19 protein-coding genes and 2 pseudogenes are annotated in these 22,128 nt (G+C 70.1%); 9 read left to right on the top strand and 12 right to left on the bottom strand.

What is annotated here, in order from left to right; all coding sequences use genetic code 11:
• Positions 1 to 117: 117 nt before the first annotated feature.
• Entirely contained in the window at positions 118 to 801 is a 684-nt protein-coding gene (locus tag C2865_RS27460) for a TetR/AcrR family transcriptional regulator (protein ID WP_106401487.1), read from the top strand.
• 78 nt (positions 802 to 879) lie between these two features.
• On the opposite strand, the gene C2865_RS27455 is transcribed toward C2865_RS27460, so the two are convergent.
• The 3 genes from C2865_RS27455 to C2865_RS27440 all read right to left on the bottom strand — a co-directional run bounded on the left by C2865_RS27455 (position 880) and on the right by C2865_RS27440 (position 4,817).
• Positions 880 to 1,800, bottom strand: a complete 921-nt coding sequence (locus C2865_RS27455) for an aminoglycoside phosphotransferase family protein (RefSeq protein WP_198653646.1) — start codon at positions 1,798 to 1,800, stop codon at positions 880 to 882.
• Positions 1,801 to 2,003: 203 nt separating this feature from the next.
• Positions 2,004 to 3,542: an SMP-30/gluconolactonase/LRE family protein gene (locus tag C2865_RS27450; RefSeq protein WP_198653645.1), complete on the bottom strand. Its 1,539-nt coding sequence runs from the start codon at positions 3,540 to 3,542 to the stop codon at positions 2,004 to 2,006.
• 696 nt (positions 3,543 to 4,238) lie between these two features.
• Complete coding sequence (locus tag C2865_RS27440) at positions 4,239 to 4,817, bottom strand: recombinase family protein (RefSeq protein WP_198653644.1); 579 nt, start codon at positions 4,815 to 4,817, stop codon at positions 4,239 to 4,241.
• Between the two features lie 140 nt (positions 4,818 to 4,957).
• Between C2865_RS27440 and C2865_RS27435 the strand changes: the two genes are divergently transcribed.
• Entirely contained in the window at positions 4,958 to 5,899 is a 942-nt protein-coding gene (locus C2865_RS27435; protein WP_106401483.1) for a hypothetical protein, read from the top strand.
• A gap of 16 nt (positions 5,900 to 5,915) precedes the next feature.
• On the top strand, positions 5,916 to 6,446 hold the full coding sequence (locus C2865_RS27430; RefSeq protein ID WP_106401482.1) for a hypothetical protein: 531 nt from the start codon (positions 5,916 to 5,918) through the stop codon (positions 6,444 to 6,446).
• A gap of 17 nt (positions 6,447 to 6,463) precedes the next feature.
• Here the strand turns inward: C2865_RS27430 and C2865_RS40245 are convergent.
• The 3 genes and pseudogenes from C2865_RS40245 to C2865_RS41000 form a co-directional block, all read right to left on the bottom strand.
• Positions 6,464 to 7,242, bottom strand: a pseudogene (locus tag C2865_RS40245) (Tn3 family transposase).
• Entirely contained in the window at positions 7,170 to 8,141 is a 972-nt protein-coding gene (locus C2865_RS41005) for a hypothetical protein (protein ID WP_232835837.1), read from the bottom strand. Before C2865_RS41005 ends, C2865_RS40245 begins: the two are co-directional and overlap by 73 nt.
• Positions 8,050 to 8,975: pseudogene (locus C2865_RS41000) on the bottom strand (DUF4158 domain-containing protein). Before C2865_RS41000 ends, C2865_RS41005 begins: the two are co-directional and overlap by 92 nt.
• A gap of 178 nt (positions 8,976 to 9,153) precedes the next feature.
• Between C2865_RS41000 and C2865_RS27410 the strand changes: the two are divergent.
• The gene (locus C2865_RS27410; RefSeq protein WP_106401478.1) at positions 9,154 to 9,876 is read left to right on the top strand and encodes a hypothetical protein; all 723 of its coding nucleotides are present in this window, start codon (positions 9,154 to 9,156) and stop codon (positions 9,874 to 9,876) included.
• A gap of 123 nt (positions 9,877 to 9,999) precedes the next feature.
• Here the strand turns inward: C2865_RS27410 and C2865_RS27405 are convergent, their stop codons facing one another.
• The 4 genes from C2865_RS27405 to C2865_RS27390 all read right to left on the bottom strand — a co-directional run bounded on the left by C2865_RS27405 (position 10,000) and on the right by C2865_RS27390 (position 14,456).
• Positions 10,000 to 10,887, bottom strand: a complete 888-nt coding sequence (locus tag C2865_RS27405) for an alpha/beta fold hydrolase (protein WP_106401477.1) — start codon at positions 10,885 to 10,887, stop codon at positions 10,000 to 10,002.
• Between the two features lie 109 nt (positions 10,888 to 10,996).
• Entirely contained in the window at positions 10,997 to 13,252 is a 2,256-nt protein-coding gene (locus C2865_RS27400; protein WP_106401476.1) for an ABC transporter permease, read from the bottom strand.
• Entirely contained in the window at positions 13,249 to 13,935 is a 687-nt protein-coding gene (locus C2865_RS27395) for an ABC transporter ATP-binding protein (protein ID WP_106401475.1), read from the bottom strand. Before C2865_RS27395 ends, C2865_RS27400 begins: the two co-directional genes overlap by 4 nt.
• Positions 13,932 to 14,456, bottom strand: a complete 525-nt coding sequence (locus C2865_RS27390) for a PadR family transcriptional regulator (protein ID WP_106401474.1) — start codon at positions 14,454 to 14,456, stop codon at positions 13,932 to 13,934. Before C2865_RS27390 ends, C2865_RS27395 begins: the two co-directional genes overlap by 4 nt.
• Before the next feature lie 105 nt (positions 14,457 to 14,561).
• Here C2865_RS27390 and C2865_RS27385 point away from each other — a divergent pair, with 105 nt between their 5' ends.
• Positions 14,562 to 15,212: a class I SAM-dependent methyltransferase gene (locus tag C2865_RS27385; RefSeq protein ID WP_106401473.1), complete on the top strand. Its 651-nt coding sequence runs from the start codon at positions 14,562 to 14,564 to the stop codon at positions 15,210 to 15,212.
• Positions 15,213 to 15,472: 260 nt separating this feature from the next.
• Here the strand turns inward: C2865_RS27385 and C2865_RS27380 are convergent, their stop codons facing one another.
• Positions 15,473 to 15,925 carry a winged helix-turn-helix transcriptional regulator gene (locus tag C2865_RS27380; RefSeq protein ID WP_106401472.1) on the bottom strand — a complete coding sequence of 151 codons (453 nt, stop codon included), beginning with the start codon at positions 15,923 to 15,925 and terminating at the stop codon, positions 15,473 to 15,475.
• Positions 15,926 to 16,021: 96 nt separating this feature from the next.
• Between C2865_RS27380 and C2865_RS27375 the strand changes: the two genes are divergently transcribed.
• The 4 genes from C2865_RS27375 (at position 16,022) to eno (ending at position 20,846) form a co-directional block, all read left to right on the top strand.
• Complete coding sequence (locus tag C2865_RS27375) at positions 16,022 to 17,314, top strand: MFS transporter (RefSeq protein ID WP_198653641.1); 1,293 nt, start codon at positions 16,022 to 16,024, stop codon at positions 17,312 to 17,314.
• Positions 17,315 to 17,522: 208 nt separating this feature from the next.
• Positions 17,523 to 18,497 carry a C-terminal binding protein gene (locus C2865_RS27370; protein WP_106401471.1) on the top strand — a complete coding sequence of 325 codons (975 nt, stop codon included), beginning with the start codon at positions 17,523 to 17,525 and terminating at the stop codon, positions 18,495 to 18,497.
• 10 nt (positions 18,498 to 18,507) lie between these two features.
• Entirely contained in the window at positions 18,508 to 19,509 is a 1,002-nt protein-coding gene (locus C2865_RS27365) for a phosphotransferase family protein (protein WP_106401470.1), read from the top strand.
• Positions 19,506 to 20,846 carry a phosphopyruvate hydratase gene (gene eno, locus C2865_RS27360; protein ID WP_106401469.1) on the top strand — a complete coding sequence of 447 codons (1,341 nt, stop codon included), beginning with the start codon at positions 19,506 to 19,508 and terminating at the stop codon, positions 20,844 to 20,846. The genes C2865_RS27365 and eno overlap by 4 nt, the downstream gene beginning before the upstream one ends.
• A gap of 80 nt (positions 20,847 to 20,926) precedes the next feature.
• On the opposite strand, the gene C2865_RS27355 is transcribed toward eno, so the two are convergent.
• Complete coding sequence (locus C2865_RS27355) at positions 20,927 to 21,865, bottom strand: LysR substrate-binding domain-containing protein (protein ID WP_198653640.1); 939 nt, start codon at positions 21,863 to 21,865, stop codon at positions 20,927 to 20,929.
• Positions 21,866 to 22,128: the final 263 nt, after the last annotated feature.

Raw genomic sequence — 22,128 nt, 5'->3', positions numbered from 1 at the left:
CGCCGGCCGGTCGACGGAAACTATGATGGTCACCGAAGCCTCCTGGGCAGCCCATCCGCCTCACTGCTGCAGCACGACGACGGAGCCGGAACACGAGGACGGAAGCGACCCGACGACATGAGCGACTCTCGAGAGACGGCCCCCGCTGCGTCCGGGAACCCGCAGCGGGCCTGGGCCGACCGGGCCGCCGACCGGTCTCCCGCCGTGCGGCGGTCCCGCGACCGCACCGTGCAGCAGGCCATGGTCATGGTCCAGGCCGCCCGGCGGCTGATCGAGGCCAAGGGCACCTCCTTCACCACCCAGGAGCTGGCGGCCGAGGCCGGGGTCGCGCTGCAGACCTTCTACCGGCACTTCTCCAGCAAGGACCACCTGCTCCTCGCCCTCTTCGAGGAGCTGCTGGCCGAGTGGACCACCCGGGTGGACAGGTCGGTCCGCGACCTGCCCGACCCGCTCGCCCGGCTGCGCTTCCTCATGACCATCGCGCTCGACTCGTTGCGCGGCAACCTCAACCCGGTCGGCCCGAAGTTCATGACCGCCGAGCACTGGCGGCTGTACCAGCTGTTCCCCGAGGAGATGTCGCGGGCGAACCAGCTCTTCGCCGACCTCATCGAGCGCGAACTGCGCGCCGCGGCGGCCGCGGGGCAGCTGCGCTCGGCCGACCCGGCCGCCGACGCGTGGCTGGTGATGAAGCTCGTCATGTCGGTCTACCACCACTACGCGTTCGCGACGTCGCATGAGGACGCGGACGAGGTGGCCGACCGCCTGATGTCCTTCTGCCTGAGGTCGTTCGGCGTCCATTGACCTTTGGGGGTCCGGCAGGACTCCTTTTCGGGGAACGGCCCTGTCCGGGCGAGGCGAACGCCTGCCCGGACAGGGCTTTCAGACACCGAGAGCGGCGAAGGAGTCGTGGTCGGCCACCGCCGTTCCGAGGCGCGCCTGGAGCACGCTCGTGATGCCGGGGTCGACTTTCAGGGTGATCGACCACAGGAAGAAACCGTGGACGATGCCCAGGCGGAATCCCCGCCATGCGTCTTGCCCGCCGGGCGCGTCGACGCCGCCAGCGCGCAGCCGGTCGAGGTAGTGGTGGAGGAGGTCGCGTTCCGACTTCCGGCGGTCGGCGATCGTCAGGGCGCTCGCGATGTGGTAGCCGACGTCGAGGTACCACGGGCCCCGCTTCACCAGCTGCCAGTCCGCGAAGCACGGCCGGCCCCCGCCGTCGAGGTAGAGGTTGCCGATGTGGGCGTCGCCGTGGATGACGCACCAGGGTGACTCGTCCGCCGCCAGGACGTCGAGCGCCCGGTACGCCTCGACGAGGCGCCGCGCGTCGCGCGCCTCCTCGGGCACACCCGCCCCGACGGGGCCGTCGAAGTTGCCGCTGATCTCCTTCAGCCCGCGCCTCTCGAGATGGATCCCCAGCCGTTTGCCCAGCCACGAGGAGGCGCCCACCGCGGGGTCGCACCAGGTGGCGGCGTGGAGTTTCGCCAGTTCCGCCAGGCTCTCGGCGGCCTGATCGGGGGTGTACTCGCTGTGGGCGTCGAGGAACACGGCGCCTTCGGCGATCGCGTCCTGGGTGATGAGCACGTTGTCGTGGGTCGCCGGATCGAGGTCGGCGTAGATGTTGCGCAGGGTGCGCATCCCCGTCCCGGCCGCCAGGTCCCGGTAGAAGCGGACCTCCGACACGCCGGTGCCGCGGGTCATCCGGCTGGCCTCGGTGAAATAGCCCTTGGCGTGCAGATGAGGGGGCAGCCCTTCCGGGAGCCCGTCCGCGCATTCGATGCGAAAGCGCAGGTTGGCCGACATCCGGTTGACCATGGGGCCAGGGGTGGCGGCGGTGACCGCGATCCCGGGAAAACGTGTTCCGAGAGCCGCGCTGAGCCATTTCGGGGACAGGAGATCTTCAAGGCGGGTGGGTATGTCGACCTGCGGGTTCACCGACATGCCTTTCGTTCGTGATTCAGGTGTGGAACTCTCTATGGGCCCCTGTCGAATGTGGGGAGACCCGCTCAGGCCGTCTCGCGAAGCACCAGAACGCCGCCCTCGCCGTCGGCGGAGAGGTAGAGCGATCCGTCCGGTCCGGCGGCGATGCCGGCGAAGGGCCCCTGGGGTCCGGAGAAGAGCGGCATCCCCCGCAGCGGCCTGGGGGTCACGCCGGGCGGGGAGCCCACCGGCAGGTCGCGGGCGATGACGTGCCGGGCCCCGGTGTCGAGATCGAAACCGATCACCGCTTTGAGGGCGGCGTCGACGACGTAAAGCCGCCGGCCGCGCACGAGGATCCCGTGCGGGTCCCGCAGCCCGTCCACCAGTGTGTCGGTGCCGGAGCCGGTGATCGAGAGGATTCGTCCGGTACCCGATTCGGAGACCAGGCACGCCCCGTCCGGGCCGAACGCCACACCGCGCGGTTCACTGAGACCGGTGGCGAGCTCCTCCACCCGGCCGCCGGGCCGGACGGACAACACGCGGCCCGTGCCGAGCTCCGCGGTCACCACGGCCCCGCTCGGGGCGACCTCCACCCCGTAGAGCTGGTCGAGCCCCTCGGCCAGCACCTCGCTTCGGTGCTCTCCGGGCAGGTAGCGGACCACTTCGCCGAAGGAGGTGGTGGCGATGAGCTCGCCCGCCGCGACGGCGGTCATCCCGCGGAGGTAGCCGGGGTATCCCGGAGTGGAGCGCCGGGCGAGCGTCCGCGGTTCGCCGCCGGGCGGAATCACCTGCACGGACATGCCGTCGGCGACGTAGAGGGATCCGTCGGGTCCCACCGTCAGGTCGAGCGGCCAGTTCAAGCCGCCCGGCAGCGTCGAGCGGGTCCGGCCGTCCTCCAGGACCTCCGTGATCCGGCCGGTGAGATGGGAGACGAACAGCTGGTCGCCGACGAAGGTGAGGTTGTCCAGGTCGGGGGACAGGCGGGCCAGGACGGTGCGCTCGCCGCTGCGCGGATCGATGCGCAGCACCTCGCCGGTCATGATCTGCGTGGAGACGATGCGGCCTCGCGCGTCGAACTTCACCGAGTCGGGGACGCCGAGGTCGCCCGCGACCCGTTCGGGCGCGCCGCCGTCCGGGTCGACCCGCCAGATGTCGTTGGTGCCCATCACCGGGTAGTACAGGAGGCCGTCGGGTCCCACCTCCATGGCGTTGGGCAGCGCCAGGTTCTCGAGGATCACGCGGGGCGCGCCGCCGTTCGGGTCCAGCTCCAGCAGGCGCCCGTCCCTGCGGCACTCGTTGACGAACAACCGGCCCCGGTGCACGGTGATGCCGTTCGCGCACGGAACGTCGTCGCGCAGCACCCGCGTGCGGCCGTCGGCGCCGCGCACGCTCACCCGCCCGTCCATGACCTCGGTGGCGTAGAGCTCGCCCGAGGGGCCGAAGGCCAGGTCGTCGGGCGCGACGATGTCGCAGCCCCTGGCGCTGACGACCTCCAGTGCCCCGGTCTCGATGTCGAGCGCGCTGATCTGGCTGCCGGTCACCTGCGCCACGTAGACGCGCCCGTCGGCGCCGGTGCGCAGGCCGTTCGCGCCGAACAGCCTGCTCGGGCCCGTGAGCCGCTCCACGCTCCACCCGTCCGCGAGGCCGATCGGCGGAGCGCCTGCACAGCGCCCTCCTGGAAGCAGCATGATGATGGACTCCCGGCGACCTTGAAGTTAGAGCGGCCTTCACATTTAGCAAGAATGTGACTCTCGTAGAACGTAAACTACTGTTCTACCTCAGTGCAATGGGAAGACCCCGAAACGTCCGCGATCGTCTGCGCCTCATCGAAGGGCCTCGCCGACGGAGCGCCACACGTGCGGACAACGGGTCCTGGTCGTCTGAACACCGGCCGCGCACCGCCCCTGCCCTGCGTTCCCGAAGGCGTCCCCGGCCCCCGAAGCAGGGTGTCGGTAAGACTCGTGCAACCAGGTACAAGGGTTTGATTTAGCCCAGCTCAGCAGCGGGATGGTGCGCCGCGCAGGGGGCTCTAGCCCGAGAGAACAGCCAGCTTGGCGATCTCAATCAGCCGGGTGACGTACGGGGCGTCGTCTTCGGTCAAGGACGGGAGCACAGCTGAGAGTTCGCTCGCGCAGACGTGCAGGATCTGGTGTCGTTGGGGGTCGAGGGTGCCTTCGTTGGCGAGGTAGGTGGTGATGCAGCCTGCGATGTAGGCGTCCAGTGCGGGGACCGATTCTCCGCTGGGTGCGTCGACCCGGCGCAGGCGTCGGGGAGGGGCTGGTTCATGTGGTCTGCCCAGAGGGCGGTGATGGTGTCGAGGTTCATGGTTCCCGAACCGAGGTGATGGAGGTGACGGAGCGTTCGGGGTCGGGGAGGAGGTCGCGGGCGGCTTTGAGGAGTTCGGTGTTGACGACGGTGGGGCGTCCGCCGGTGCGGCCATGGGCTCGGGTGGCGGCGAGGTCTTCGTGGGTGCCGATGACGACGAGTTCGCGGATGAACTCGGCGAGGGCGGCGAAGACGTGGAAGATGAGCCGTCCGCCGGGGGTGGTGGTGTCGAGTTCCTCGTGGAGGGAGGTGAAGCCGATCTGGCGGCGTTGGAGGTCGGCGACCATGGTGATGAGGTTTTTCATGGTGCGGCCGTACCGGTCGAGGCTCGGAACGACGAGGGTGTCGCCTTCGGCGAGGAAAGCATGACAGGCCTGGAGTTCGGGACGCAGCGCGGTCTTGCCGGACTTCTTGTCGGCGAAGATCCGGCGGCAGCCGGCCTCCTTGAGGGCGTCGATCTGCCGTTCGAGGTTCTGGCCCCGGGTCGAGTCCCGAGCGTAGCCGATGCGGATCTCAGACCGGGCTGCGAGGAAGGCTTCGAGGAGATCGTCGGGGAGCTCCGGAGGGGGTGTCACGACTCCGATTCCCTCAATAAAGGGTCTACGAGGTTGTTGAAGAGGGTTTTGAGGGAGATCTGGCCGGTGACGCCCGCGATCGCGATCTCTTCATTAAACGATGGTTTCTTGAAGGTTCATGAAGGCGCTAACCTCCCGGAATGGTCCAGCCCCCTCGCTCCCTACAGATCATCACGCGGCTCATTGACGGACAGATCTGCGCCTACGATGTAGCCTCTCCCTCTCCGGGCGCCCTGTCGCCGGCTGCGGTCTTCACCCCGCGCCCTGGAGATGACGTCATTGAACACGCCGCGACGGTCGATCTTGGTCGGGTCTTCTATACGACACTGAACAGCGTCGTATGCGTGACGAGCTCCGGGGATGAGCGGTGGAGGGCCGTGTTCGAGCCGCACTCGGATCAGCTGCACGGGCACCGGCCAGGATGCGTCCTGTCGCTGAACGGCCGCACGGTCTGGGTCTATCGGCCCGATGCCATGGCCGGCCGCAATCTGCCGGACCAGTGGGTCGTGCTCGACGCCGAGAATGGAGCGGTCCTGGCTCGGTCGGATCTGGAGACCGTCGGGCACGGCGGCCAGCAGTACCGGCACCCGACCGACGAGCACGTCCTCCTGGATATCGGCGAGGGTCAGGACGGCTCGGTCATCTACTGGGCCTCCCTGTCCGATGGTCGACTGGCTCCCGTCCGGTATCCGTGGGCGGACCGGGTCCTGATCGACTTGGCGCCCGACGGGCAGCAGTTCATGACGGTCGATCACGGCCAGGCCGACGTCGCCTTCCACACCTACCCCAGCGGGGAGATGACAGCGACGCTGCAGATCGAGGACTTCGGCCACGACCCGGACGAGGTGTTCCTGGAGTGGAGCGGCGGCTACCTCTCCCCAGACGTCGCCGTCGCCACGTTGGTGGGCGAAGACGAGGACGGCGAGGAATGGTTCCGCCACTACCGGATCAACGTGGCCGCAGGCAGGGTCGAGGAGGAGTTGGCGTCCAACGCCGAACATGCTTATGACCTTCAGCCTCTCGGAGACGGATCCTGGCTCACCACAGACCCCTCCGGACATCCCGTCCGCTGGTCCGCCTGACGAGCGGAGGGAGACCATGACGGACAGCATTGACGGATGGTCGTTCGCCTCCGCCCGGGAACCCGCCAGGTTCGGGGCCGCCGAACAGCGACGATCACGCGGGACGGAGCACGCGCTCGGCGGCAACCACACCACCCTGTGCGGTATCCCTGAGGCCCAGCTCGTGGTCTGGATGCACCTGTTCGAACCTGACGGTCCGCAGGCCTGCGCCGACTGCAGGAGCCACGCCTTGGAAGCACCGAGCGTGCCATGCGGTCAAGAACGCCTGCATGACAAGCTCGTCTCTGCCCCGGCCAGCCCTCTGCAGCGGCGCGTGCTTGAGGCTTTGCTGGCCGGCGCCAAGATCCGCATCTGGATCAGTGGGCCCGCACAGAAAATGGCGGTCTACGCGAACGTCGATAGTCTCACCGACGGCGCCGCGGCAGCGAGCGATCTACTGGCGGCAGGCTGTCGACTCAGTGTCGCCCGGGTCGTGCAACCCTCCGGCGAGTTCGTCATCCTCATGCCCGAGGAAGCCGACCCGGTGATCGCCTGGTCCGTAGCCTGACCTCGGGCCGTCGAGGTTCAGTTCTTGGCCGTCGGCGCGGGTGCCTCGATGGTGCTGAGCGCCAGCCGCTTGGTCAGGTTGAGTTGGATCTCTCCGTACGGGGTCATGTTGGTGATGTAGTCGTTGACGCCGTTGTAGTTCTCCACCACGTTCAGCCCGAATTCGGTCTCCCGCGGGCTCGGCCCACTTCGAGCATGGCGGCGTAGGCGGGGCGGGTGGTCTCGCTGGTGAACCGACGCAGCAGCGCTCGGTGGAGGCGGGCCGAGCAGCGGATAGGAGAACTCGTCGCCGCGGCCAGGCACGTAGAGCTTCATCCGGTTGATCTGCTTGAACCGGGCGACCAGATCGAAGTCCAGCAGCCTGGTGATGCAGAACCCGACGAAGCTGGCACCGTGGGAGTCGACGTAGTTGGCCTCGATCTCCATGTCGGTGCCGTGCCGCATCGCACCCTCGACCATCGCGTGGACCTCCGAGGCCGAACAGCCGATCAGCTGGCTGTGCACGGCCATCGCCCCGGACGTCTCGACCGTCCAGTAGATCAAGACCCCGCGCTTGGCGCGCCGGTAGCGGGAGTGCCATTCGGTGAAGATGTTCTGGTCGTAGGCGGAGAAGTGGGTGGAGTCCGAGGCGACCGCGGTCGTGCCCTCGCCCCACAGGGCGGTGCGACGCGCGGAGAATGTGGCGTTGGCGATCGTCCGGGCGACCTCACGGCAGCCTCCACGCTCAGGTAGCGGCGCCGCACGTACCGCAGGTCGTCCTCGCTGTGGTCGTGGGCGCCGGCCGCCGCCGCGCGGATCCCCGTCCCGGTCCCGTAGGCGTAGATGACCAGCAGCAGCCGTTCGAACAGCTGCTGGGGGTCCACATGGCCCTGGACCGGATCGCAGCCTTCAATCGGCGCAGGTTGACCGGCTCGGGCAGCACGTCCAGCGGGCTCAGCTGGACCGCGCCGGTCTTTTGCTCGGAGATCTTCAGCCAGGGCAGCTTCTGGTTGCCGAGCACGTCGTTCAGCTGCCCCAACTCGTGGTCGAGCTCATCGCGCAGGTCGTCGATGAACTGCCTGGGGTCCAGCGGCTTGCGGAGTTTGGCGTAGTTCTCGGCCCGCCGCGCTTCGTAGTCCTGGGGCAGGTCGTCGTCGGGGTTGCGCCACTTCTCGGCGCCCTTCACCCAGATCTCCTTGCACCGCAGCTTCTCCCGCAGGGACTGGAACACCCCGCACTCGTACACGCTGCGCAGGATCCGCTGGCGGCGCCTGCTGTCGGCCCGGTAGAGCAGGTCCACCAGCTCCGGCGGGACGATCCCGTCGATCGGGACGGCCTCACCGAGCTCGTAGCAATTGATCCGGTTGGACTTCTCCGACTTGTACCGCTTGATCAGTGCCAGGGCCTGCATCATCGGCGCGTGCACGGTGTTCGTCGACCCGAACTCCAGCGCCTCGATGATCTGGATCAGGCCGGTCCGGTAGTGGTTGGTGTAGGAGGCCTTGAAGACCCGCTGCTTGTGCTGCCGGTAGGAGGTGCCCTTCGCCCGGTACTCGTGCAGCAGCGACACCAGCGTCTTGTGCCCGCCCGGCACCGCCGGATAGATGACGTCCTCGACCCGAAATTCAGGCGCCTCCAGCGCGGCCTCGGTCATCTTGAACAGGATGTTCTCCTTGCCCGAGACCCGATTCAGCTCCGCTACGAAGTCGCTGGTCACCTTCGTCTCCGCGCGGGCGTTGATCCGATGCACCGTCGTGATCAGCAGATCGACCAGGGTGTCGGTGATCTCCCGACCCCGGCAGAACAGAGCTGATCGAGTGGAGCTTGAGCACCTCCTTCTCGATCGTCTTCACGCTCACGTTCCCCGGCTCCTCCTGGATCTTGGCGAAGAGGTCGACGCCCGTCACCTCCTCGGCGTCGAACAGAGCGCCGTCCTCGGTTTCGGCCTGGTCTTCCTCCGCGCCCGGGTCGGCGGACTGTGCGATCAACGCGAGCATCCGCGCCACCGCCTCCGCCGGCACCCTGCTCGCGATCAGGGCGGTCTGGGCCTTCTCCTCCTGGCTGATCGCCTTCCCCACGATCCGGCGGATCCGGTCCGGCGCGGGCTGCTCGACCTTCTCCTCTCGCAGGTGCGTCAGCAGCTCCGCCCGCACCCGGTCGGCCTGGCGCTCCTTGTCGCAGACGTTCGCGGCCAGCCAGTCTGCCGCCTTGTCCGAATCGGCCATCGAGCACTCACGGAACCCGAAATGCCTCCGGACCTCCTTGCGGTGCTCCTTGCTCGTCCGGCCGTCCCACCCATACGACGCGAGCTCGCCAACGGGACCTTCACCAGCCGGGCCACGTAGTCGACCACTTGGTCCGGCAGCTCGTACCGGCCCCGGGGGAACCGGCCGCGCAACGCGTAGAACCTCAGCATCAGCGCGAAGGCCAGCTTCGTCGCCGGCCGCCGATTCGACAGCAACGCCAACTCGTCCCCGACGAGCGTCCAGTTCCCGAGGAACTCGTCGTCATCCAGCACACGCGCCACGACGCATCCGGCTCTCTCGCGCATGGGCGACACCAGAAGCCGCCACAAACCCTACGAATCCGGATCAATACTGGCTGCCCAAGATCGGGCGCGTCCCGAGAACCAGTGAAGAGCTCTTTCCTCTGCCCATCGGCGCAATGCCGCTTCTGAGGCGGTTCCTGGGGTCGAGTGATCGCTCCCCCTCGTCTGCTTTACTCACCAGGTGATCGACTGGGCGCGACTGCAGAACATGTGCAACGAGCCGACCACGGATGTACCTGTTCTCCTTGCCGCGGCTGCAGAAGGCAGTGCGCATGCCTGGGACGGGTTCTGGGGGCACCTGGTGCATCAAGGGACTACCTGCGAGGCCGGCGTCGCTGCACTGCCCGCGCTTGCGGACCTCGCCGGCAATGACTCCGCCCAGGCAGTGGCGCTCCAGGCGATAGAACTCGCCGGAGCGATTACCGTCAGCGCCATAGCCCTGAACCTCATGGCAGACGACCGCTCCGAACTCCTCACCGCACTCAGCCAACAAGCCGATCAACGGCTGTCGGCGAAACCCGACTCCTACCTGCTCTACTTCGCGGCCAAAGCCGCCCTGGACGGACTCCTTGCTCTCAGCGAGACCGCGCTCGACTTCGACGACACCTGCTTCCCGGTGCCCTGCCCGGCCTGTGCGACCGAGGTCGACATCGTCCTGGGCGACTACGGCCAGTACTCCTCGATCCGCGACTGGGACCTCGGCGACGACGCACCTGTACCCCTGCGACCGGCCGACCCAGAGGCGATGAGCGGTCCTCAACGGGATCTGTACGACATCGCCGTGCGCGACGAGCAGCCAAGGCTTGCCTGGGGGCTGCGGCATCTCTTCGGCGACGCCGAGTGCGGCGTCTGCAGCGCGGTCTTCCCGATCGGCGAGGCCCGGGAACGGTCATGGCGGCAGTAGCACGAACACCGAAGGCTCGATCAGCGCGCCTGCTGTTGAGCTGCGATTACTCAAACGCTTGTACCTGGTTGCACGAGCCTTACCGACACCCCGAAACAGCCGGGTGAGCGATTCAAAGACTGATCATGGGCGGCGGCGCACCAGCTCGACGATGACCGCAGCCGTCTCGGCGGGCCGTGTCATCGGCACGTTGTGGTTGGCCGCGACCTCCACCAGTTCCCGGTCCGGAGAGGCATCGGCCAAGGCCTGCACCTCGGCGCGGCGCTGGGCGTAGAAGCCGCGGTCGGGCAGCACGTACGTGATCGGGCACTCGACATGCGCGTACACATCCACGCTCGGGTAGATCGCCGCGTGAGGGTCGGGAGCGCTGACGGTGGCGATCTCCTCGATGGTCGGACGGCGCTCCCCGAGCCCGTCCGCACGACGCAGGAAGGAGCGCCGCATGACCTCACGCACCAGTTCCGGGCGCGCTCCGGCGTTGAGCCAGTCGGTCCCGCTCGCGTCCACGCATTCTTCGACGTATGCATGCATCTGCTGCTCGTCGGCCCGCCAGCCGTAACGGAACATCTCCCGTAGCCGCTCGGCCGCGTCCGGGCCCTGCCATTGAGCCTGGGAGAGTGCCGCGGTGTCCCTGTCGTCGAGCACCAAGCCGTCGACCACGCACAACGCCGCCGCGTCCACCAGGCCGGCGGCGGCTGCCGCGGTCACCGCGTACCCGCCCGTGGAATGACCCACCAGCACGGGACGCTCCCATCCCAAGGCCGCCACGACGTCGCCGAGATCCCGCCAGTACCGCTCGGGCGTGCTCGACGCGAGCAGGCTGTGCCCGTGCCCACGCAGGTCCACCGCCACCGGGTGGCAGTGGTCCACCAGATGGGATGCCACATCAGTCCATACCGCGGCGTTATGACCACTGCCGTGGACCAGCAGCACGCCCGCCCCCCGACCGCCGAAATCCAACCCCGCCAGAACACCGTCGCCGACGGGAAACTCGACCTGCCTTCCCCACATTGTCGACACCCTGCCCGCAGTACCCAGGAGAGGCGACCCGTTAACGCGACAGGTAAATCCCACTACCTGCCGCCACTGCGAAACAGCGACGGTGACCCGGGCCCCGGCGTCACTCGTTGCGGGCGGTCTCGGGGCCGGTGATCCGGCTGAGGAGGGGGAGGGTGGAGGCGATGACGGTCAGGGCGGCGACCAGGCCCGTGACGACGGTCAGGTGATAGCCGATGCCGGGCGGTTGGAGTGAGTGGCCGAACTGGGCCTTGAGGAACAGGTGGGCGGCCAGGAACCCGGCGCCGATCGCGACGGCGGCCACGGCCAGCAGCGGGACCGCGCTTTCGAGCAGCACCGTGCGGCGCAGCACGCCGAGCGGTACGCCGGTCAGGCGCAGCAGGCTGAACGGGCGTTTGCGGTCGTTGAGCCCGCCGACCACGCTCACCGCCAGGCTGCAACCGGCGATGGGGAAGCTGAGCAGCAGGATCATCGAGGCCAGGTGCTGGAAGGCCGCCAGTTCCCGCATCGACCGGTCCCGGTCCTCGGCGATGGTGGCGAAGGGGCGGGTGCCGGGGAAGGCGGACACGAGAACGGTGCGTGCCCTCTCGATCGCCGAGGTCGATCCGTCGGTGGCCACGACGATCTGCTGGACCGGAAGCTCCCGGAGCCGGTCGGCGGAGATCGCCGCCGCGGGCCATGTCCCGGGCCAGTCCTCGAAGCCGCGACCGCCGAAGTACTGGAAGTCCGGGGTGACCGAAGCAGCCTCGGCACCGTCTCGGCAGGTCCCGAACACCGGCATGGCGGCCAGCTGGGCGCACGACGCCAGGCCGGCCGGCTGCGGCGGCCCGTGCAGGGCGGGGTCACCCCAGGCCGGGTCGGCGGTGCCGAGCGGGTTGGTGCGGATCGCGGCGACTCCCCGGACCCCGGGTATCGCCTGGAGTTCGGCCATGGTCCCGTCGGGGAGCGCGGGCGCCGACCCTTGCGGTTCCGCGTCGGAGAGTTCCGCGACCAGGGCGTCGCCGGCCGCGGCGCTCGGTGCCGGCAGGCCACGCTCGGCGACCATCGCGGTGATGACTCCGACGGTCGCGCTCATGATGCAGAGCGCAAGCACCAGCCCGCTGACCGAACGGAATCCGCCCTTGGGGTCGTCGGCCAGGCGGCGCCCCGCGACGAGCAGGGCCGGCCGGCCGGTGCGCCGGGCCAGGGTCCGGGCGCCGACCATCGTCAGCCACGGCCCGGCGATCACGAGCCCGGCCAGCACCAGCAGCATCCCGGAGGCGTAGGCCAGCACCTGCCCGTTCGTGCTCTGGGGCACCCGGCCGACGAAGTACGCCAGCTCACCCAGCCCGGCGGCCAGCGGGATCACCCGGTAGGCGCGCGGCGGCTCGGGGGTGACCCGCCGGGCGACGCCGAGCGGCGAGATCCGCACCCGGTGCAGCGAGATCCAGGAGGCGACCGCGGCTCCGATCGGTACCCCGGCGGCGACGAGCAGGACGTCCCGCCACCCGAGGGCCAGGTCGTCGGCGAAGAACCGTGCTCCGGTCAGATCAACTTCGGCCAGCAGCGGACGGCACAGGAAGAACAGCCCGAACCCGGCCGCGACACCGATGGCCGAGGCGACCGCCGACTCGACCGCCGCGATCACCGAGATCTGCCCCGGTCCCGCCCCGACCAGCCGCAGCGCGGCGAACCGCTGCTCGCGCCGCGCCGCCGACAGCCGCGTGGCCGTCCCGATCAGGATCAGCACCGGGAAGATCAGCGCGACCGCCACGACCGCCAGGACGAGGGCCATCCCGTTGGCGTTGATCCCGGCGCGGACCGTGCAGTCGGTGCCGGAGCACCCGCTCGGCGAGTTCGTCGAGATCGCGGTGACGCGCCGGGCCCCGTGGACCTCGGCGAGCTGTTCCGGGCTGCGCCCGACGACGACGATCAGCGAGTCCGGACCGGGCAGCGCGGCACGGCCGAGGGTGTCGGCCGGACGCCCGGGGAACCGGTCGCCGAGCCGGGCCGCCGGGACGGTGCGGAGCAGCGCGCCGAGCGCCGGTGAGACGTGGTACTCCCCAGGCCCAGGTGGCCGCGTGAGGCCGGGCGGGACCGGCGAGTCCGGCCCGGTGGCCGCGACGTCCACCCGGGCGATGGCCCGGCCGTCGAAGGTGTCGGCCCGCAGCAGCCACCACAGCGGGTCGGTGGCCCCGGGCGGGCCCGCCTCGGTGTTGAGCCAGGCGTTGCGGGCGTTCTGGGTTCCGGTCGCGTTGATGCCGGCCAGGCAGCCGAGGAGCAGGCCGGCCCCCAGCGCCACCGCGGAGGCGATGACGGTGAGCCGGATCGCCGCCTCCCGGCCGCCGGCCAGCGCCAGCCGCAGCGCGAGCCGGATCACGACGCGGTCCTGGTCAGGGTGGTGACCTTGCCGTCGCGGACGACGAGCTCCCGGTCCGCGCACGCCGCCACCCGGGCCTCGTGGGTGACGAGGACGACGGTGGTGCCCCCGTCGCGGGCGGCGGTCACCAGCAGGTCCATGACGTGTTCTCCGGTCAGCGAGTCCAGCGCCCCGGTCGGCTCGTCGGCGAACAGCACGTCGGGCCGGGCGACCAGGGCGCGGGCCAGCGCGATCCGCTGCGCCTGCCCGCCGGACAGCTCTCCGGACCGCCGTCGTTCCAGGCCGTCCAGGCCGAGCCTGCCGAACCACGAGCGGGCCTCGGCCAGCGCCCGCGCCCGGCGGACACCGGCCAGCAGCAGCGGCATGGCGACGTTCTCCTCGGCGGTCAGCTCGGGCACGAGCTGACCGGACTGGAAGACGAACCCGAACCGCTCCCGCCGCAGTGCGCTGCGTTCCCTCTCACGCAGCGTGTCGAGCCGCCGCCCGTCGAACCGGATCTCCCCGGAGTCCGGTGTGAGGATCCCGGCCAGGCAGTGCAGCAGCGTCGACTTGCCCGACCCGCTCGGCCCCATGATCGCGAGGATCTCGCCGGCGGTCACCGCCAGGCTCGCCCCGCGCAGCGCGGGCGTCCGCCCGAACGACAACGTCGCCTCCCGCGCCTCGACGAGCACCGTTTCCGTCATCGTCCGACCTCCGAGGCCAGCGCGCCCAGGCGGGCCTCGGTCAGGTCGATCCAGCGCAGATCGGCCTCCAGATGGAACATGGCGTGGTCGGCGAGCAGCTTGTCAACGAGCGGGCCGGACCGCTTGATCTCGGTCAGCTCCCGCATTCGCTGCAGGTGGGCGGCTCGCTGGGCGTCGAGGTAGGCGGCCGCGTCCCGCCCCAGCATCAGCGCCAGCACGACCTTGGTGAACAGCACCGTCTGCAGGTGCGGCTCGGCCTCGGCCGGCTCGGCCAGCCACGTCTCGACCTCGGTCACGCCGAGCTCGGTGATGACGTAGCGCTTGCGGTCGGGCCCGGCCCCCGGCTCCGGATCCCCGGCGACCACCTTCCCGTCACGGGCGAGCCGGCCCAGCGTCGAGTACACCTGCGAGGTCGACAGCGGCTTACCCCGCCCGAAGTACGTGTCGTAGTCGCGTTTCAGGTCGTAACCATGGCTCGGCTCCCGCTCCAGCAGGCCGAGCAGCGCAAGAGGAACACTCATGCCTGAGTGTATACACCACGTCTATACACTCGGTCTATAGTTAGAATCAGGCCACCGCACGAGCACGGACGGGGCGCCGGGCCGTGCGGGCTAGGGTCGTCAGCCATGATCGAGACTTCCTCCCTGGACGCCACCCGGGCGGCCTACGACGCCGTCGCCACCCGTTACGCCGAGCTGTTCCGCGACTCGACCGAAGGTCTTCCGCTGGACCGCGCCCTGGTCGACGCGTTCGCGGAGTCCGTACGGGCCGCGGGCGCCGGGCCGGTCGCCGACCTCGGATGCGGTCCCGGCGGCGTCACGGCGCGCCTGGCCTCCCTCGGCGTGAGCGCCTTCGGCGTCGACGCGTCACCGGCGATGATCGAGCTGGCCCGCCGGGAGTACCCGGACCTGCGGTTCGACGAGGGATCGATGCTCGCGCTGGACATCGAGGACGGGACGCTGGGCGATGTTCTCTCCTGGTACTCCATCATCCACACGCCCCCGCGGGACCTCCCGGTGATCTTCGCGGAGTTCGCAAGGACGCTGGAACCGGGCGGCCACCTGCTCCTCGGGTTCTTCGCGACCGACGACGACCCGCACCCGGCCGAACCGTTCGACCACAAGGTCTCCCTCGCCTACCGGCTCTCCATCGACCACGTCGCGGACCTGGCCGCCAAGGCCGGACTCATGGAGATCGCCCGGCTGCGCCGCGAGCCGAGCGAAGGCGAGAGGTTCCGGCACGGCCGCCTCCTCGCCCGCAAACCGACAGAGCCGTAGGCCCGGTCGACGCTTCGACGAAGCGCCCGCTGGATCCTCGGCGCCCTCCTGCTCGTCCAGGGATGCGGCTCGGCCGCCACCGAGGCCTGGAACGGCACCGGCTTCGGTGTGGCGCGCGGGCCCGCCCCCGCGGACGGAACTGGTGCTCGGCACCGCAGGCGCCGTCCCGCTCGTCTGGGGCCCGGATCGCGCCGTCGCGCGTAGGAGCACCTGCGCCTGAGGAGCCGCCCGTCCGCGCGGTGCCAAAGCTCCGGCTCGGATCACCCGGGGGAGAGCTTGTGGACGGTGGTGTCTTCGGGGTCCAGCCGTCGGCCGTCCGCGGACAGCACCTCCAGGGGGCGGAGGCGCTGCCCCTGCCGGCGGTCGACCAGCTGTGAGTGCGGTTCGCCGGGGGTGAAGAAGTTCTGTTCGCCCCACTGCCGCAGGGCCACGATGACGGGGAAGAGCGCCTTGCCCTTCGGGGTCAGCACGTACTCGCGGTAGGCGCTGCCGTCCGAGGCGGGGACGGACTCGAGGACGCCGCCGGCGACCAGGGCGCGCAGGCGCGCGGTGAGGATGTTCTTGGCCACGCCGAGGCTGCGCTGGAACTCCCCGAAGCGCCGGCTTCCGTCGAAGGCGTCCCGCACGATCAGCAGGGACCACCAGTCGCCGATCGCGTCCACCGACCGGGCGACGGGGCATTCGTCGTCGTCGAAGCGCGTCCTGGACACCATGGCTTCCCCCACTCTCACAACGGTTGCAACATGCTACCAGTACGGCTACGGTTGCCATCGGTAGCAAGTTGAAACCAGATAGGCGGGGGAGTGCCGATGCTCGACAACGGTGAGGCCGCGACACGACGGGCCGAGGCCCGAAGCGGGGGAGGTTCCGCGTTCGTCCTGTCCCGTGGCGTCGTCATACTGTTCGCCGTCGCCTGCGGAGCCGCGGTGGCCAACGTCTACTTCTCCCAGCCGCTCCTGGTGACCATGGGCCAGGATCTCGCCATGAGCCCGGCACTCGTCGGCGGCGTGGTCACTCTCACGCATGTCGGATACGGGATGGGACTCTTCTTCCTCGTGCCGCTGGGCGACATGGTCGACCGCAGACGGCTCGTCGTGGCCCAGTTGCTGCTCCTGGTGCTGGCGCTGGCCGTGGTGGCCGTCGCCCACACGGCGGCGGTCCTGCTCGCGGGCATGGCCGCGATGGGTCTTCTCGCGGTCGTCACGCAGACGCTGGTGGCCTTCGCGGCGTCGCTGGCCCCTCCCGCAGGACGCGGACGGGTCGTCGGCCTGGTCACCAGCGGCGTGGTCATCGGGATCCTGCTCGCCCGCACCGTGTCCGGCCTGATGGCCGACCTCGCGGGCTGGCGCTCCGTCTACCTCGCCTCGGCGTCGCTCACCGCTCTGCTCGCCCTGGTCCTGTACCGGGTGCTGCCGCGCCACCATGACGCTCCGCCGGCGACGCTGCACTACGGGCGGCTCCTGCGCTCCACGATCACCCTGTTCGCACGGGAGCGGACGCTGCGGCTCCGGGCCCTGTTCGGCCTGCTGGTCTTCGCGGCTTTCAGCACCCTGTGGAGCAGTGTCGCGCTGCCGCTCAGCGAGGCCCCGTACTTCCTGTCCCACAGCACGATCGGGGCGCTGGGGCTGATCGGCGTCGCAGGAGCCCTGGCCGCGACCGTGACGGGCCGCCTGAACGACCGCGGACTCTCCAGGCAGACCACGGGCATCGCCCTGGCACTGCTGACCGCCTCCTGGTTGCCCTTGGCCTTCACCCGCAGCTCGCTCTGGGCCCTGGTCGTCGGGGTGGTCCTTCTCGACCTCGCCGTGCAGGCGGTCCACGTCACCAACCAGACCCTGATCTACGCGCTGCACCCGGACGCGGGCAGCCGTCTGATCGGTGGATACATGGTCTTCTACTCGATCGGCAGCGCCACCGGCGCCATCGCCGCGACCTCCCTCTACACGGTGGCCGGCTGGGGCGCCGTATGCGCGCTGGGCGCCTCGTTCAGCTGCCTCGGGCTCGTGCTGTGGGCGTCCACCCGGCACGACGACCGCGCAGGCGGGACCGAATCTCGCCACCATGCCCGCAGGCTCTTCTCACGCGGCAATCCGCACTCCTGATACCACATATCTGCGATGGAAATCCGAAAGCCAAGACACTCTTTTCTGCAGTGCATTCGCCGTGCGAATGCCAGCGATCGCCACTGCATATTTCCGGTGACGGCACCGCTGGTGGTGGGATGGGTGCGTTCCAAGCCACGAGGAGGCGACGGGGGTCGGTCTCGGCCCGTCGAACGCCGTCTCCGCTGTTCGCAGAAAGGCTGGTTTCATGAAACCGACCGTCCTGGTCACCGATTACGCATGGCCGGACCTGGAGGTCGAGCGAAGCGTCCTCGATGCCGAACTTCTGGTGGCGCGCACAGGCGAGAGAGAAGAACTCCGCGAACTCGCCCCCGCGGCGGATGCGATTCTGACGTGCTGGAAGACCGTCGACGCATCGGTCCTGGACGAGGCGAAGCGGTGCGTCACCATAGGCCGGTACGGCGTCGGCCTGGACAACATCGACGTCGCTCACGCCACCGCGCTCGGCATGGTCGTGACGAACGTCCCGGATTTCTGCGGCGACGAGGTCGCCGACACCACGCTGCTGCTGATCCTGGCGCTCGCCCGCCGCCTGGGCCCGCTGTCCACCGACGTGCGGACCGATGGCTGGGACAACCGGGCGGGCGGGATGCCCGTGCGGCTGCGCGGCAAGAAGGTCCTGCTCGTCGGTCTGGGCGGCATCGCCCGGCGCGTGGTCACGCGGGTGCAGGCGCTCGGAATGGAGGTGCTGGCGCTGCGCAGCGGACGGGGCTCCGGCGACCTGCCCGAAGGCGTTCGCGTGGTCGGCGGCCTCGCAGAGGGGCTCGCCGAAGCCGACGTCGTCTCCCTGCACTGCCCGCTGACCCCGCAGACCCGGGGCCTCATCGGCGCCCGCGAACTGGCCGCGATGAAGAGCAGCGCCTACCTCGTCAACACCTCCCGCGGCGGGCTGGTGGACACCGAAGCACTGGTTCAGGCGCTGGACACAGGGATCATCGCGGGCGCCGGCCTGGATGTCACCGACCCTGAGCCGCTCCCGGCCGGACACCCCCTGCGCACCCACCCCTTGGCGGTGATCACCCCCACGTCGGGTTCTACTCCGACGGGTCGACGGCCGAACTCGCCGAGAAGGCCGCGCGGAACGTCGCCGCGGTGCTGCGGGGAAGGCGTCCGCCGACCGTGGTCAATCCCGAGGTCTTCCGCACCCCGGCCCTGCGTATGAAGGAAACACCATGAGCTCCCAGCCATCGGGCGAAGTCCAGGCGCTCCTCGGCCATCTGACAGCGCGAGGACTGGTCACCGTTCCGGACCGCACGAAAGCGGTTCCGCTCACCGGCGGGGTCTCCAATGACGTGTTCGCCGTCTCCGGGCCCGGGGTCGACGTCGTCGTCAAACGCGCGCTGCCCGTTCTCCGGGTCGCCAGACCGTGGCAGGCCGACGTCGCGCGGATCGGCATCGAGGCCAGGGCACTGCGCTTCGCCCACGCCGAGACACCGGAGGCGGTACCCGCCGTCCTGGACTTCGACGGCGGCTACCTGGTGATCGAGCGCGCGCCCGAGAGCTGGACGAACTGGCGGGACGACCTGCTGGCGGGCGTGGTGGACGCCGAAGTCGCCCGAGCGCTGGGACACGCCCTGGGCGTCTGGCAGACCCGGACCGCCACGGAGCGGTCACGCCTCTCCGGCTTCGAGGACCGGAAGGTCTTCGCGCAGCTGCGCACCGACCCCTTCCACCGCGAGGTCGCCGCGGCCCACCCGGACCTCGCTCCCATCGTCACCAGGACCGTCGACACGATGTACGCGGCGCGCGACTGCCTGGTCCACGGCGACCTCAGCCCCAAGAACGTGCTGGCCTCCGGCGGCCGCATGTGGGTGCTCGACTGGGAGGTCGCCCACATCGGCGACGCGGCCTTCGACCCGGCGTTCATGCTCAGCCACCTTCTGCTCAAGAGCGTCCACGCCCCCCGTCGCGCGGACCTCTACCGCGGCCTGGCCGCGGCCTTCCTCGAGTCCTACACCCGGCAGGTGAAGGACACGCTCACCCTCGACGGCGGGCACCTGATGCGGCAGGTCGGATGCCTGCTGATCGCCAGAGTCGACGGCAAGAGCCCCGCCCCCTACCTCACCGGGCCCCAAAGGCCGCGCACCAGGGACCTGGGCAGGGCGCTGCTCGTCGACGACCACCGGAACGACCAGATGAACGGCGTCCTGAACGCCTGGGAGTTGATCAAATGACGTCCGATACCGCCATCTCGACCCTGCACGCCTGGCAGGCCCTGGATTCGCGCGGCAAGCCCACGGTCGGCTGCGAGGTCGTCCTGGCCGACGGCAGCCGCGGCGACGCCACCGTCCCCTCCGGCGCGTCGACCGGTACGCACGAGGCACGGGAACTGCGCGACGGGGACGCGGGCCGCTACGCGGGCAACGGCGTCCTCAAGGCGGTCGCCAACGTCGAGGGCGAGATCGCCCGCGCGGTCCGCTGCCGGGACGCCGCCGACCAGGCGGCCCTCGACCGGCGGATGCGCGAACTCGACGGGACCGCCGGACTCGGCCGGCTGGGCGCGAACGCGATCTTGTCGGTGTCCGTCGCCGCCGCCGTCGCCGCGGCCCGCAGCAGGGGACGGGAGCTGTGGGAGCACGCCGCCGCGATGGCCGGTCGCGAGGGCGAGGCCCCGCTGCTGCCCGTGCCGATGGTCAACATCATCTCCGGCGGGGCCCACGCGGGCCGCTCGATCGACGTTCAGGACTTCCTCGTCGTCCCGCTGGGCGCCGGTTCCTTCGCCGAGGCGATCGAGTGGGCGTCGCGCGTACGCGAGGGGACCGCGCAGGTCCTGGCCGAGCGGGGGCTGCCGGTGGCGCTGGTCGCCGACGAAGGAGGACTGGGGCCGGTCCTGCCCGCCAACCGGACCGCCCTGGAGGTGCTGTGCCGCGGCATCGAGCGGGCCGGGCTGGCACTCGACGGCGGGGACGGCCGCGGGGTGGGCATCGCCATCGACATCGCCGCGACGCAGTTCTTCGACCGGGACGGCCACTACGTGCTGGCCGCCGAGCAGCGGCGGCTGACGTCGGCGGAGCTGATCGCGGAACTGGCGCAGTGGTGTGCGGAGTTCCCGATCGTCTCCCTGGAGGACGCGCTCGCCGAGGACGACTGGGAGGGCTGGCCCGAGGCCACCCGCGTGCTCGGTTCGGCGAGGTCCGGACAGCACGTGCAGTTGCTGGGCGACGACTTCTTCGTGACGAGCCTGGACCGCCTGGAGGACGGCATCACCGCCCGCGCCGCCAACGCGGTGCTCGTGAAGCCCAACCAGGCCGGCACGCTGTCCGACGCGCTCGACGTGGTCCGCCGCGCGCACTCCGCCCGTTACACCACCGTGCTGTCGGCTCGCTCCGGCGAGACCGAGGACACGTGGCTGGCCGACCTGGCCGTGGGGTGGCGCACCGGTCAGATCAAGGTCGGGTCGACCATGCGCTCGGAGCGTACGGCCAAGTGGAACCGGCTCATCCGGCTGGAGTCCGCGCTGGGCGGCAAGGCCGGCTACGCCGGCGGCCGGGAGCTGTCCCGCTTCGCCTGAACCCCGAGGGCACGACAGGCCCGCGTGGCTGACACGCGGGCCTGCGCCGTCCTACCCGGCGCTCCGGCCAGGCCGGCCGCTCACGCCGGGGCATCCGGGTCGGCGAACTCCGCCTGCGAGGTGGCCAGCAGTTCCCGCCTCAGCCACACATGGCCGCCGTCCCGGTCGCGTCGCGGATGCCAGAAGGCGGACTGGGTGAGCGGCCGCAACCGGAAGTCCGGCTGGACGACGACGACCTGCGCGGCGGGCGCCACCCTGGCGGCGAGCCGCTCCGGAAGGAAAGTGATCATCATGGTGTCCGGAAGCATGAACGCCAGGGAGGCGAAGTTCGACCCCGTGGCCTCCACGGAGCGGCTGATGCCCAGTTCGTTCAGCCCGTCCTCGACCAGGCTCGTTCCCTGGGGCGGGGCGAAGGCCAGGTAGGGCCAGCGGCCGAGGTCGGCGGCCGTCAGCCGGCCCTGGGCGGCGGCCGGGTGCTCCTTCCAGACGACGGCGACGAAGCGGTCCTCGATCAGCCGCGTGCTCGAGAGCGATTCGAGGTCGCTCCCGGTGACCATCCGGTCCGGGACGATCGCGAGGTCCACCTCGTCGCGCTTGACCTGGTCGAGCCACCCGGCGGTGAGCGCGCTCATGTCGATGCGCACGCGCGCGGCCTGGTCGCCGATGCGGGCCAGCAGCGGCCGCAGGAGGGCGATCCCGACATAGTCGCTGGCCAGGATGGAGAAGGTCCGGGTGTCGCTTTCGGGATCGAATCCGGGCGACTGCAGAATGCTCTGCTCGATGGTCGCCAGCGTCTCGCGGACCGGCCCGATGAGCGCCTCCGCTCGCGGCGTGAGGGCGAGGTGCCGTCCCTGCCGGACCAGCAGGGGGTCGTCCAGCATCTTGCGCAGCCGCGACAGGGCCGTGCTGACTCCCGGCTGGGACAGGTGCAGCCGTTTGGCGGCCTGGGTGACGTTCTTCTCCCGCAGCAGCGCGTCCAATACGACCAGCAGGTTGAGATCGAATCTACCCAGTTCCATGCGGCGCCGCTTTCCTCGAAAATCTCCGGGCATGGGGTGGTGCCCGGCCACTCGACACTACCGGCAAGTGTGACGTGCGATACAACCCCCGATATCGCGGTGCGGAAAATGCGCATTTCATAACTGGTATCGCGTCCGCACATGATCCACTCCGGCGGGGGCGATGCCGCGCTCATTACCTTCCAGGCATGACCTCCGAACCTTCCCCTCTTCCGGCACACGGGTGGCGATCCCCCTACGGGCGCACCCGCCCCCCCGCGCGC

It is taken from the genome of Actinocorallia populi, from assembly GCF_002995495.1.
In the GTDB taxonomy this organism is placed as follows: domain Bacteria; phylum Actinomycetota; class Actinomycetes; order Streptosporangiales; family Streptosporangiaceae; genus Actinocorallia; species Actinocorallia populi.
This window is presented reverse-complemented; position numbering and strand designations above follow the sequence as displayed.

Excerpts from the sequence above, each read along its gene's own strand:
- C2865_RS27460 (WP_106401487.1), top strand. The coding sequence starts at position 118 with ATGAGCGACTCTCGAGAGACGGCCCCCGCTGCGTCCGGGAACCCGCAG.
- C2865_RS27455 (WP_198653646.1), bottom strand. The coding sequence starts at position 1,800 with ATGTCGGCCAACCTGCGCTTTCGCATCGAATGCGCGGACGGGCTCCCG.
- C2865_RS27435 (WP_106401483.1), top strand. The coding sequence starts at position 4,958 with ATGGTCCAGCCCCCTCGCTCCCTACAGATCATCACGCGGCTCATTGAC.
- C2865_RS27430 (WP_106401482.1), top strand. The coding sequence starts at position 5,916 with ATGACGGACAGCATTGACGGATGGTCGTTCGCCTCCGCCCGGGAACCC.
- C2865_RS27405 (WP_106401477.1), bottom strand. The coding sequence starts at position 10,887 with ATGTGGGGAAGGCAGGTCGAGTTTCCCGTCGGCGACGGTGTTCTGGCG.
- C2865_RS27395 (WP_106401475.1), bottom strand. The coding sequence starts at position 13,935 with ATGACGGAAACGGTGCTCGTCGAGGCGCGGGAGGCGACGTTGTCGTTC.
- C2865_RS27390 (WP_106401474.1), bottom strand. The coding sequence starts at position 14,456 with ATGAGTGTTCCTCTTGCGCTGCTCGGCCTGCTGGAGCGGGAGCCGAGC.
- C2865_RS27385 (WP_106401473.1), top strand. The coding sequence starts at position 14,562 with ATGATCGAGACTTCCTCCCTGGACGCCACCCGGGCGGCCTACGACGCC.
- C2865_RS27380 (WP_106401472.1), bottom strand. The coding sequence starts at position 15,925 with ATGGTGTCCAGGACGCGCTTCGACGACGACGAATGCCCCGTCGCCCGG.
- C2865_RS27375 (WP_198653641.1), top strand. The coding sequence starts at position 16,022 with ATGCTCGACAACGGTGAGGCCGCGACACGACGGGCCGAGGCCCGAAGC.
- C2865_RS27370 (WP_106401471.1), top strand. The coding sequence starts at position 17,523 with ATGAAACCGACCGTCCTGGTCACCGATTACGCATGGCCGGACCTGGAG.
- C2865_RS27365 (WP_106401470.1), top strand. The coding sequence starts at position 18,508 with ATGAGCTCCCAGCCATCGGGCGAAGTCCAGGCGCTCCTCGGCCATCTG.
- eno (WP_106401469.1), top strand. The coding sequence starts at position 19,506 with ATGACGTCCGATACCGCCATCTCGACCCTGCACGCCTGGCAGGCCCTG.
- C2865_RS27355 (WP_198653640.1), bottom strand. The coding sequence starts at position 21,865 with ATGGAACTGGGTAGATTCGATCTCAACCTGCTGGTCGTATTGGACGCG.